Below are 12,058 nucleotides of genomic sequence, written 5' to 3' on the forward strand. Positions count from 1 at the left end.
AAGAATGGTATCCGGGGCCGCCGCCGGCGGCATCATAGGCGCGGGAATGCCACGGCGCAGGGTGGTGCCGGCTTCGCCTTGCCGCTTGCTAGTCTGTGTAGGCCTCGGTGATTCCCATCTCTGTCAGGCTGCGGCGGCCTTGATGTTCTGGTTTAGGCTAAAGAAATTCGTTGGATCGTATTTCCGCTTCACCTTGGCGAGCCGATCATAGTTTTGGCCGAACGACCTCCTGATCACATCGTCGCCTGCCTCGCTCTGAAAGTTCAGGAAGTGATTGCCACTCGAGTATGGCTCCAGAGCTTCGTACATCGCCCTCGCCCAAGTGATATGTGTGGCGCTTTCGGCCGGATCGGACCATTGCGCAGTGATGCCGATGTTGTATTCGGCCTGGCGCTGGGCGAAGGCGGACTCAGCAGCGCCCACCCGACCGGGCGCACCGCCATAGAATTCGACCACCACCGCCGAGAGGGCTGATTGCATGCGGTTGCCGTGCTCCACCAAAAGATCAATGACATCATCGGTCAGCTTGGGCACGAAACTCGCCTTCCAGTAGTTGTGAGAACCGTCCGGGAAAGCCATGTTGAGACGGCCTTGCATCGCAGGGAAAGGCATCGGCTGGGCTACGTCGAGGGCTGGTGGCCCATAGGCGCGCAGCGGCGCCAGTACGCGTTCTCCCTCGGCCATGTCGCCGCACCAGCAGCCAACCATGGCCACGGCCGGCATCCCATCCGGCGTCGTCACCATGGCAGCATAGGCGGTTAGTTCCTCAGGTGCCGTTGCCATGAAGTCGCGGTAGAAACGCAGCATCTCGCCGGCCCGGTCACGGGGATGCGCGATCAGTCCACCGAGGACCATGGAAATCGGCTGAGCCCGAAAGCGGAAGCGTGTCACGATGCCGAAGTTGCCGCCGCCCCCGCGAAGCGCCCAGTACACATCTGGGTTCTCTTCTGCACTGGCCGAAACGAGATCGCCTGCTGCCGTGACAACCTCGAACGAAATCACGTTGTCGCAGCTTAAACCGTGCTTTCGAACAGCCGACGCCGCCACCGAGCGTTAGCCCGGCGACGCCTGTCTTCGGAACGACGCCTGTAGGCACGGCTAGCCCGTGCAAGTGGGTCTCCCGATCAAGATCGCCGAGCATCGCGCGCCCTGCACCTGGACCGTTCGCGCTCGCACACCCACAAGCACCCCTCGCATGGCCGACAGGCCGATGACGATACCGTCGTCGCAGAGCGCCCGTCCTGCAACGTTGTGGCCACCACCGCGCACCGCGACGAGAAGGTCGTTCTCGCGGGCAAATTTCACCGATTGGATCACGTCGGCACACCGAGGCAGCGCACGATCAGCCCCGGACGGCGGTCGATCGCCGCATTCCAGATTTGGCGCGCCGTGTCGTAGTCAGGATGCGCTGGCTGGATCATCTTTCCGGCGAGACCGGCAGCAAACTCTTCGACTATCGCAGAAGCAATCGGCGCTCCGTTGCGGTTGCACAGCCTTGTCGCCATCGCAAATCTCCATTGTTGTGTTTTGGGTCGCTCCAAATTCCGAGTGTGTGGCCGTCGGAGTCAAGCTTCGTCAGTTTATTGACATGGCGTGCACCACCGGAAATGTCGGCAGCAGTTGTGGAAAGACCGGCACCGCCGCACCGTAGAGCAGCAAAGCGGTACCCGACAGCTTTGCTATTCTCTCTCCTCCCGGGAAGGTCTTTTCCGCAAAGATCAGCAGGGTGACCATGGCTATGACCGCAACATTCATGATCCCGAAAGGAAAAAGAGCAAGAAACAAGAGCCAACACAGCAGCCCAGACAAAAGAGCCCATGCTTCCAGCCCATGCGCACCGCGCCGGATTGTCCATCGCGCCATGAGGTGAGGATGAAACTCATTGGAGTATGGCATTTGGTCAGGCAGAGATCCTTCAGCGGCGAAAGTTGATAGGCGCCAGCAATGATCAGCAGCACGCCGCCGATGCGGGCGGCCGTCGCCGCGGACATTCCCGCCTGCGCGGCAATCATCTCCGCACCCGCCGCACCGGCAAAGACGAACATGCCCGCCGCACCCCAGACCAGCATGTAGCCCCCCACGAGCACCCAGGTTGAGACAAAGGTCTCACCGCGCCCCTGCCGACCGGCCTGGACCTGGTGAAACGTCAAGATCATAGGAGCGGCCGTCGGGAACATCATGGCGATCATCATGATGATCCAGACTGCAAGGAACAGCGGCGCATTCATGCCCATCGTGGGCGTGTTCATTTCCATCGGCATGTCCATGCCGCTCTGCTGCCAGATGAGCATGACCCAAGCCGCCGCCGCGAAGGTGATCAACAGCGCGACAATGATGTTTCGCTGCAGCGTCAGCGATGGAGTCCCCGCATTGGCCATGGGCGAGCCCCGTTCCGAAGCGCGGCCTATTGTTGGCCGGACCAATTGATCGGAGCGTAATGCCCGTTTCGCCGGGAATTGTCCCAGCGCATGCCGTGGTCGCTGAACGTGCTGCCCTGCACGCCCATCGCCATACCGAGCCAGTCGGGGTTGACGGGATGGCCGGTTGCGGCCCACATCTCGCCGTCCTCGCGCATTGTCGGCAGCGGTTCGACCGCTATCTGCATGACACCCGGAATCTCCACCGACCGCTTTTTGCCATCGATCTGATACTTGATCGGCACCTTCCTGGCTCCCAGGTTCGTGCCGATCAGGGGCGCGAGTATAGCCATCGGGCCACCGGCGGCCCCGGTGAAGATCGCCCCCAGCGCCTCCATCTGCCCTTCATCGGCCCGTTCGTCGATATAGACGGCAGCCGTCCAACTGCCGTCCGCCATCGGACCCGGCGTGTGAGCAATCATTGCAACGTTGAGGCCATCCAATCGAGCGTCACCGTAGTTGCCCGTATCGATATGGAAGGCCATGGCGACCTCGCAAACGCCTCGCGTCGGCCTTGATGTCAGCTGCGCGTTGGGCGACATCAGACAGGGACATACGACGTCGCAGCTACAATTCTCGAAATAGTTTCCGGACAATTGCGAACCGGTTGCCATCGGCTCCTCCCCATCGTGAGGCGCGTCGGCGTATCGCCGCTTTCTTGGCAGGTGGCGCCGCTTCACCTCAATTGGCGAGCGGCAAATAAGCCAACACGGCGAACGATCGGCGCGCTAGACCAGTCAATTCAGGCTACATCGTTGCCTGGATCTTTCAAGCTGCAACCGCCGCCAGCACCCCCGGCGCGGGTGCTTGATCAAGTTTGTCCCATTGCGTGTCCTGCTATCTCAATCTCTTTTATAAGGAAGCGCAATTCGGTTGGGGGTGCCAGAAGGAAAGTTCGAATAGCTTCCAGGAAGCCCAGCCAAGCGCAGACTTCATTGAGACTGAAGCACGCACCGAATCGACCCTGCTCCAACCAAGAAGTGTCCCGCTCGGCCGTGCCTCGGCGATCTCGCCAGCCACGTAGATGTCAAAGCGCGACCAGAACATGTTGGCAATGGGGGGCCGGACAAAACCCTCCTTCGCCTGGGTTTGTTAAGGGTGCCCTTATTGCCTGCGAGAGCAAGTTTATTTGCCGACGGGCGTACTCGTCAGCATGTTGTCAGAACAGGCTTGCTGTTTGCCATCTCCATATCTTGTTGCGGTGCTTCAAGTTTCGACAGCGGCACTTGATCCCGCCGACATCTCAAATGTGTGCTATTTTTGCTACATTTTCTGGCCGTCTGCCCAAAATCTATCATTTAGTCACAGCTTAATAATGAAACGTCCACGTTAATTTGTAAGATAGCGAACAAAGCCAGGCGCCGAGCCCGGCTGGGGCGCTCTTGAAAGAGCGGGGAAACGTGGGTGGGAAAATGAAGACGACAGGTCTGTCGACCAAGGTCATGGGCGTTGGCCTCTTGATGACGGCTACCATGCTGAGCTGCTGGGGCGCGCATGCATTGACGCTCAAGGAGGCCATGGCGGTTGCGGTGGAATCCAACCCGGAAATCGGCCAGGCCATCGAAAACCGTGAGGCGATCGAGTTCGAGCTGCGGCAGGCGAAAGGGCTTTATCTCCCAAGCGTCGACCTGCAGGCATCTACTGGTGCTCGTCGCCTGGACAACTCCTCCCGCCGAGCGCTCTCCATCGAGCACGATGCGCTTTATCCCGCGGAGACCGATCTGACGGTTTCACAAACGCTTTATGACAGCGGCGCAAGACGAGCCGAACTCAACCGTCAGGCCTCGCGAGTCGATGGCGCCTCGTTCCGCGTGCTGGAGCGATCCGAGTTCATCGGGCTGTCGGTTGTCCAGGATTACCTGGAATACATGCTTCAGGGCTCGATCGTGGTAGAGGCAAAGAAGAATCTGGGCTTTCATCAAGCGATTCTCCATGACATCCGGGAAGGCATAGCAGGCGGCGGGTTGAACGAAGCCGACCGGCAACAGGCCGAGGAGCGCTTGTTTGCGGCCAAGGCCCGCATGCAGGAAGCCTCCGAGGAACTCGAGGCCTCGAGGATACGCTTCTTCAAGACAGTCGGGAAACCGCTGACCAATGCTTCGCGGCCTGGCGATGTTTCCTCCGCGCTGCCAAGGTCCCTCGACGACGCACTGGGCATTGCGCGGGAGAACAATCCGCGCGTCCACATGGCCAATAGCGATATTGCGGCCGCGGCCTCGCAGGTTGACGCCGCTCGGGCGAAATACGGCCCTTCGATCGTCGCCGAAGGCACCGCCCGGGCCGGATATGACATTGACGGCGACAATGGAGATACCTCCGATTTGCAGGCACGGTTGGTGCTGCGTTGGAACCTGTACCGCGGCGGCATCGACAAAGCGAATGAGCAGGAGCAAATCCGCCGCGCCAGCGAGCAGCGGCTTGGGCTGCATCAGGTTCTGCGGGAGATCGAAGAGGCCGTTCGCACGTCCTGGGATCGCCGCTTCCGGCAAGCCGATCTGGCAAAGACCCTGAAGCTGCAAGCCGCTTCCAGCGAGAAGCTGGTTGCCTCTTATCGCGAGCAGTTCAAGGTCGGACAGCGCTCGCTGCTCGATGTGCTGGATGCGCAGAATACACGGTTCAACACAGCGACGCTGGCGGACACCGCGTCCTACGCATCCCTCTTTGCCCAATACCGGCTTCTGGCAGCGACCGGGCAGTTGCTGAAAACGATGGACATCCATCCGCCAAAGCAGGCCACGGCCTACGCCAAAGACGAATTTGCTGTTCCGGCGAACGCGGACACCGAAACCTATGCACGGACCCCGTCGGAACAGACGAACGATATACCTTTCGACATCCTTGCCCCGGTCAGGAAGAAGTGAGCCGGTGTAAGGGGGGTTGAGGGTCCTGGCGGGCGGGTCGTGAATCAGCAGCCACATATTCTGTCGCCCAAGGAGGCATTCAAGGCCTGCTTTTCGGCGGTTGCCGCCTATCTCGGCAGGCCGAGCGCGGAAACCGTGCTGTTTGCCGGGGTACCGATTTCGGACACGCGCATCGAGGTCACCGAGATCAGGCATCTTGCCGAACGCATCGGTCTCGAGACCCACGAATTCAACCATCGCGACTTCTTGCGCGGTCGCCTCGATCTTCCGGCAATTCTCTTCCGTGTCAGCCAGTTGCCGATCGCCCTGCTGGCGGAAATCGACGGTGACGGGTATCTCACTGCCCCGCAGGAAGACGGGCGCACGACTGTCGGCAAATCCGAGCTGGCCGCAAGTCACATCAGCGGCGGCGTATCCTTCTCGATCACCTATGCCAACGCCACCGAAGGCATGAAGGTCGGGTCGGCGCAGCAGATCGAACGGCGCCATTGGCTGACAGGAACGATGGGCGCTTTCTGGCGCACCTATTCGAAGGTCGTGCTGTCGGCGATCTTCATCAACCTGCTGGCCATCGCCTCGCCGATCTTCACCATGAACGTCTATGACCGCATATTGCCGAACAAGGCGATATCGACGCTTTGGGTGCTGGCGATCGGTATCGGTGCCGTCATTCTTTTCGACCTGCTTCTGAAGACGGCCCGGGCCTCGCTCATCGACTATGCCGGGCGCAAGGCGGACCTGCGGATATCGTATTTGCTGTTCGAGAAGGTGCTGAATTCATCCTTGTCCGCGCGCCCGGGCTCGACCGGCGAATATGCAAATCGCGTCACTCAATATGAGTTCGTCAGGGAGTTCTTCACCTCCAACACCATCAGCGTCTTCATCGACACGGCCTTCGTCTTCATCTTCCTGCTGGTCATCTACGCGATCGGCGATTGGTTGGTCATCATACCGGCCTTGGCATTCGTGGCGTCGGTGATAGTCGGCCTCGTCACGCAACGCCGCATCGGCAAACGGGTCGCCGCCTCGATGAATGAAGCATCCCAGCGCCAGGCCTTGCTGGTCGAGTCCATCTCCACGCTGGAAACAATCAAGTCCCTGCGCGCCGAAGCCTATTTGCTGAGGAAGTGGGGCGAGCATTCGAAGAACGCGGCCAACACCTCCGAGAAGATCAAGCAGCTCTCGGCGGCGGCCGGCAACATCACCCAGGCCATCCAGCAGCTCGTGACGGTCGCCCTGGTCGTGGCCGGGGCCTATGCCTTTTCGGAAGGGCATGTTTCGACAGGAGCCATTATCGGCACGGTGATGCTGGCGAGCCGGGCCGTGGCTCCGCTCGGCCAGATCGCGATCACCTTGTCGAGATTTCGCCAGGCCATGCTCTCCCTGAGAATGGTGAATTCCATCATGGCCCAACCGGAGGACCGGCCGGACACGGTGGGCTTTGTCAATCGCCCGATCCGCAATGGGGCGATGACGTTCAAGAATGTCGGCTTCGTCTACCCCGGCTCGGAAAACGAGGTTCTGTCCGGCCTGAACTTCTCGGTGAAGCCGGGCGAGCGCATCGGCATCATCGGCCGCATCGGGTCAGGCAAGACGACGATGGGACGCCTGATCGGCAGGCTTTTCCTGCCGAGTTCAGGCGAGCTGCTGCTGGATGGCATCGACATCCGCCAGTATCACCCGTCGGAGGTGCGCGCCGCCGTCGGTATCGTCGCGCAAGCCGGCGATCTGTTTTCGGGCACCGTGAAGGAGAACCTGCTCATGGCAGCTCCCGAGGCGACCGACGAACAGATCATCGAAGCCGCAAAAGCCGCCGGCGTCGACGAGTTCGTCTCTCGCCATCCACGCGGCTACGACATGAATGTCGGCGAGCGGGGCACCAATCTTTCCGGCGGGCAGAGACAGACGGTGGCGATTGCCCGGCTGCTTTTGACCAAGCCGAAGATCGTCTTTCTGGATGAACCGTCCGGCTCGATGGACTTGGCTTCGGAACGACAGCTGATCAAGCAACTCAAGACAGCATTTGACCGCAACACGACGCTGATCGTCTCGACGCATCGCTTCAGCATGCTCGAATTGGCTGATCGCCTTATTGTTGTCGAGCAGGGGAAGATCGTTGCCGATGGACCAAAAGAACAAGTCATTCAGGCGCTGCAGAGAACCAATACCTGAAGGAACAAATTATATCGGGCTGAAACCGATATAATAACGGGGCGTAGGAAATGCTTGCCAGGGAAGACCGCCCGCCGCTTTTTGCGACGGCGTCCATATTCATCATAGCGGCGCTCTTCGTCGCCTTTGTCGCTTGGTCATCATTCGCCGAGGTCGACGAGATCGCGCGTGGCGACGGCAAGGTCATACCGGCTTCCAAGACCCAGGTCATCCAAGCCAGCGAGCCGGGCGTCGTTCAGGAAATCGCCGTTAAGGTGGGGCAGGTCGTCAGGAAGAACGACCTTATCATTCGTCTCGACAACACTTTGAACACGTCCAGCCTCGGCGAACAGCAGGCCAAGGCGCGGGCCCTGCAAACACGGATCGCCAGGCTCAAATACGAACAGAGCGGCAGCATCACCGGATCGTTTCCGTGTCCGCAGGATATTCAGGCGGTGGCGCCGGAAATCTGCGACAACGAGCAAAATCTCCTCGTGGCCCGGCGCGAAAACTTCGACAACAAGCTGTCGGTGCTCAAGTCGCGCCTCGATCAGCGCGAAAAGGAACTCGACGAGGCGAACGCCAATCTCGACCGCCTGACAAAAAACCTGGCTGTGAGCGACCAGCAGGCGAAGCTGGTCGAGGCGATGGTCAAGAAAGGTCTGATGGCAAGGACCGAGCAGCTCAAGGTCGAGCAGGAGCAAACCGAACTCAACGGCCAATTGAACCTGGCCGGCGAGACGATAAAGAAAGCCAAGTCGGCGATCACCGAGGCGCAGCTTCAGGTCGAGGAACTCGGTCTGCAGTTGAAGCAGGAAGCGCTCGATGACCTGACGCAGGCCTTGGCCGATCTTTCGGTGGTGGACGAAACCATTCGCGGCGCGACCGACAAGGTCGCGCGAACGGATATCCGTTCTCCGGTGGACGGGATCGTCAACACGATGGAACTGAACACCGTCGGCGCCTTCGTCCAGCCCGGAACTGTCGTAGCCGGCATCGTGCCCACTTCCGAGACATTGCTGGTCGAAGCGCGTGTTTCGCCCCGCGATGTCGCCTTTATCCGCCCCGACCAGGATGCCTTGATAAAGGTCACGGCTTACGACTTCTCGATCTTTGGCGGCATCGAAGGCAAGGTTTCCAACATTACCGCGGACAGCCTGGTCGATCAGAAGACGGGCGAGCCCTATTATCAAGTGCGTGTTTCAACCGACAAATCGACACTGGAGCGAGACGGAAAGGCATATTCGATCATCCCCGGCATGATCTGTTCCGTGGATATCAAGACCGGACGCAAGACGATCCTGAGCTACCTGCTGAAGCCGATCAACAAAGCACGTCAGGAGGCAATGAGTGAGCGCTAGCGCCATCTCTCCCCCGCCCCCCGAAGACCGTTTGCTTCTGCCGCTGCCGACAGAAGATTTCGAGCTCGAGTTCCGCGTCGTGGCGCGCGGCGGCACAAGGCGCGGCATCCGTCTGGAACGGGCCTTCTGGCTTTCGCTGAAACAGATGGCCGAGAGCCGCAAATGCACCATCGGCATGCTGGTCGATGAGATCGCCGAAAGTCACGCGGAGAACGGAAACCTGACTTCGGCAATTCGGGTGGCCTGCATTCGCGCGTTGGGACACGAGAACCTGAATTTGCGCAGGCTTGCGTCGATCAGGACGGTAAACGCCATCCTGCTTGCCTGTCCGTCGCCGGCTTTCGCTTTGGCATCGACCAAGAAGATCGTGACGTTCAACGCGCCATTCCAGCAATTGGTCAAACGGCAGTTGCCGACGGCGTTCGACGGAGACACGCGGCAGGACCTGAAGCTGGCGCTGGATCTCAACGTGGCGGATATATTCGCGCGCCTCGACACCAACGGCGACGTTGCCGTTGCGAGCGGATTTGTGATCGGCGCCGGTGAGCGCCGTTACCGGGGTCAGCTTAACGTGGTGCGCGCGCCGGTGCTGGACCTGGAATTGCTGATGGCTTTTGTCTTCAACGGTTAGAGCCGCTCATCGTTTCGCAATTCCCGGCGGAAGCGCTATGCATTTTTCCTGAAATTGCTCTGGGCATTCGGCCAGGACAAAAACGCGGCCGCGCTTTGCCTTTACTTGACTTCCATCTGCGCGCCTTCGCCAGGCGCGACGGTTTCGAAACCGCCCTTGACGTCGGCCACCTGCGCGGCCCCCGGTTTGGACCCATGGATCCATGCCCGGTCGGTGCTGAACGAGTACAGTGGCTGATAGTCCGGAAGAGCGCTGTCCTTGAGCACCGTATTGTTGAGACTGTCGAGGATGTAAGCGCCGCTTGCAGTGCTCACCGAAAGCACGGCGTGGAAGAAACCTCGCTTGCGGTCCTGGAGAACGACGAGCGACATGCTGCGTGCCGGAATGCCGGTCCTCAGCAACGCCGTCATCTTCAGAATGGCGAAGTCCTCGCAGTCGCCGGCGCGATTGGCGAGGATTTCCGAAGGCTTCGCCCAATAGTCAAGCTTGCCGTAAACGACGCTGTCCTTCCTGTAGGCGATCAGGTGGTTGATGCCGCTGTTGATGAACGACAGTTTTTCGACAAACCCCTTGCCTTGGGCAGCCGAAACCATGGCCGCGAAGGCCGGGCTCTTGTGGTCGCAGGGACTGCCGGCGGTGCAACTGGTTATGGCCTGGTAGACCGGTGCCCAGCGCGCCGAAACCGGAAAATTGCGCATGGACAGCGCAACCGACCCGAACACGCCCGGGATAATCGACGCAGTCTGCATCGGGTCGATATCCCTGCCTTCTTGCGCCATCAAGGCGCTGGACCGGTCTTGCACGGAAACGGGATTGTAGCCGTTCAGGACGAGGCTGATCTGGTAGGCGGCGGCCGGCTGCCAGGGCTGGTACCCCCGCAGCGAAATGCCGCCGAGGCCAGGCGGCGCCTGGACCGTCCCAAGCAGTGCCGTTTCGGGCAGGAAATCCCTGATGACGGGCCCGGCAAGGGCTGGCTGCGCCGCGCCGGCCATCCCCAGCGCCAGCAGAAGCAGCTTGAGTTTTCTCTTCCCCGGAGCATTCTTTTGTTTTTTCATGACGCCCACCTTTGACCGTGGACGCTACCAATCTTGTCTCAAATTACTGGAAATGAAGGTGGATAACTTTCCCGCAAAGTGATTTTGCTATTTTGTGTAAAATTTTATACGTATTTATACTTCTATTTACCAAGTTTTTCGCGCTGGTCGTGGCAAAGCGCCGCGCATTCCAAGCAAGATATAACTGATTATATGTTCACAGTTTACCAAGCGTAAAAAAAGTCATCGAACGCATATCCAAATATATAGAATTGATTGACGGACCGTTGCAAAGTCGAGGCGCCGCCTGTCTCTTTCCGGGAAATGCCGGAGGGGTTAAAGCTATGACGACCAGTATTGAGTTGGACAACGTTTCGAACTCGTGGGACGAGCATTCCGTCTCCAACGATCACCACGACCTGACAGCGCCGATCCAGTTGGTGGCGCAGGCCGCGCCGGCCGAGCAAGCGGCGGCGCCGGCTCAAACAGCGCCGGCAGCGGCCGAGCCTGTGCCGGTCGATGTCGGCGGCGGCGCGCCGGCGGCTGCTCCGCCAGCGGCAAATGCCCCCCACGAATACGTGGCGGACGCAAGCAACGTCGTAAGGCTTCCCGCCAACGTCTCGATCGACAACATCAAGGTCGACGGCCAGAACCTCGTGCTCGAGCAGGCGGACGGCTCGGTCATCGTCATCAAGGACGGTGCCCTGAATGTGCCGACCTTCATCATCGGCGAAGTCGAAGTGCCGCGTGTGGCCTTGATCGCCGCGCTGGAAGCGAGCCATGTCGATGTCGCCTTCGGCGCGGACGGCTCGATATCGGCGGGCCCGGGAGGTTCGACCTCGAGCGCCGGCGGCAATTTCGAACAGCCTGCCGGCGGGATCGGCGACGGCTTCGGCCTGTCGGCCCTCCTGCCACCAACGGACCTGCAATTTGGGCAGCCGGATCATCGCGAATTGTTCCCGAGCCTCCTGGAAAACAATTCCACTCCCTCCATTGGCGCCATAGGGGAAGCGACGGTCCATGAGGCCGGCCTTCCGGCCCGTGGCGGCGAGTCGGCCGGCTCGGATGCAGCGTCGGACTCCGAGACGATATCGGGCACGATCGGCTTCACCTCGCCGGACGGCGTGTCGGAAGTGACGCTGGGCGGCCATGTGCTGACCGGTGCCCCGCAGACCTTCAGCGACGCTACCGGCTCGCTGACCGCAAGCTATGTCTATGATGCTGCCTCGGGCGTTGGCACGATCAGCTACTCCTATACTCTCGGCGACAACACCTCGGGCGACAATACGAGCGTGAATTTTGCGGTTGGGGTGACGGATGGCGATGGCGACACGGCTCCTCCCGGCAACCTGGTCATCAATATCATCGACGACGTGCCAACAGCCCATGCCGACAGCAACGACGTGACCGAGGGCGTCCTGCTCACCGTCACGGCCGCGGCCGGCGTGCTGACCAACGACGTCGCCGGCGCCGATGGCGCCACCGTCAGCGGCGTGCGCGCCGCTGGAGCGGACACTTCAACCGCAGTGACCGGCGGGGTCGCCACCGACATAGCGGGCCTGCACGGCACGCTGCATCTCAACGCCGACGGGTCCTACACCTA

Annotated in this window: 10 protein-coding genes and 1 pseudogene; 5 read left to right on the top strand and 6 right to left on the bottom strand. The window is 60.4% G+C overall.

The genetic code is table 11. From position 1 onward, the window contains the following. Nucleotides 1–123: 123 nt before the first annotated feature. The 5 genes from FJ960_RS26615 to FJ960_RS26625 all read right to left on the bottom strand — a co-directional run bounded on the left by FJ960_RS26615 (nt 124) and on the right by FJ960_RS26625 (nt 3,031). Nucleotides 124–1,047, bottom strand: coding sequence for a BBE domain-containing protein (locus tag FJ960_RS26615; RefSeq protein WP_210243299.1), 924 nt, complete (start codon nt 1,045–1,047; stop codon nt 124–126). Nucleotides 1,048–1,313: 266 nt separating this feature from the next. Beyond that, entirely contained in the window at nt 1,314–1,505 is a 192-nt protein-coding gene (locus FJ960_RS29710; RefSeq protein ID WP_210243301.1) for a hypothetical protein, read from the bottom strand. Between the two features lie 70 nt (nt 1,506–1,575). Continuing rightward, nucleotides 1,576–1,734 (bottom strand): hypothetical protein, encoded by a 159-nt coding sequence (locus FJ960_RS30085; protein ID WP_246672972.1) that lies wholly within the window; start codon nt 1,732–1,734, stop codon nt 1,576–1,578. 17 nt (nt 1,735–1,751) lie between these two features. Then, nucleotides 1,752–2,378, bottom strand: a complete 627-nt coding sequence (locus FJ960_RS26620) for a DUF2182 domain-containing protein (RefSeq protein WP_246672973.1) — start codon at nt 2,376–2,378, stop codon at nt 1,752–1,754. 26 nt (nt 2,379–2,404) lie between these two features. Beyond that, the gene (locus FJ960_RS26625; protein ID WP_140718014.1) at nt 2,405–3,031 is read right to left on the bottom strand and encodes a DUF1326 domain-containing protein; all 627 of its coding nucleotides are present in this window, start codon (nt 3,029–3,031) and stop codon (nt 2,405–2,407) included. A 798-nt stretch (nt 3,032–3,829) separates the two neighbouring features. Here FJ960_RS26625 and FJ960_RS26630 point away from each other — a divergent pair. From FJ960_RS26630 to FJ960_RS26645, 4 genes are all read left to right on the top strand, one after another. Next, on the top strand, nt 3,830–5,278 hold the full coding sequence (locus tag FJ960_RS26630; RefSeq protein ID WP_140718016.1) for a TolC family protein: 1,449 nt from the start codon (nt 3,830–3,832) through the stop codon (nt 5,276–5,278). Nucleotides 5,279–5,317: 39 nt separating this feature from the next. Beyond that, complete coding sequence (locus FJ960_RS26635) at nt 5,318–7,450, top strand: type I secretion system permease/ATPase (RefSeq protein WP_140718018.1); 2,133 nt, start codon at nt 5,318–5,320, stop codon at nt 7,448–7,450. Between the two features lie 50 nt (nt 7,451–7,500). After that, the gene (locus FJ960_RS26640) at nt 7,501–8,790 is read left to right on the top strand and encodes an HlyD family type I secretion periplasmic adaptor subunit (protein WP_140718020.1); all 1,290 of its coding nucleotides are present in this window, start codon (nt 7,501–7,503) and stop codon (nt 8,788–8,790) included. 79 nt (nt 8,791–8,869) lie between these two features. Continuing rightward, nucleotides 8,870–9,421 (top strand): ribbon-helix-helix domain-containing protein, encoded by a 552-nt coding sequence (locus FJ960_RS26645; RefSeq protein WP_281406156.1) that lies wholly within the window; start codon nt 8,870–8,872, stop codon nt 9,419–9,421. A gap of 101 nt (nt 9,422–9,522) precedes the next feature. Here FJ960_RS26645 and FJ960_RS26650 read toward each other — a convergent pair whose 3' ends face one another. Continuing rightward, the gene (locus FJ960_RS26650; RefSeq protein WP_140718023.1) at nt 9,523–10,476 is read right to left on the bottom strand and encodes a transglutaminase-like cysteine peptidase; all 954 of its coding nucleotides are present in this window, start codon (nt 10,474–10,476) and stop codon (nt 9,523–9,525) included. Between the two features lie 323 nt (nt 10,477–10,799). On the opposite strand from FJ960_RS26650, the pseudogene FJ960_RS26655 reads away from it, so the two are divergent. After that, nucleotides 10,800–12,058: pseudogene (locus FJ960_RS26655) on the top strand (hypothetical protein); the annotation flags it as partial.

The sequence above is a fragment of the Mesorhizobium sp. B2-3-11 genome, assembly GCF_006442215.1.
GTDB lineage: Bacteria > Pseudomonadota > Alphaproteobacteria > Rhizobiales > Rhizobiaceae > Mesorhizobium > Mesorhizobium salmacidum.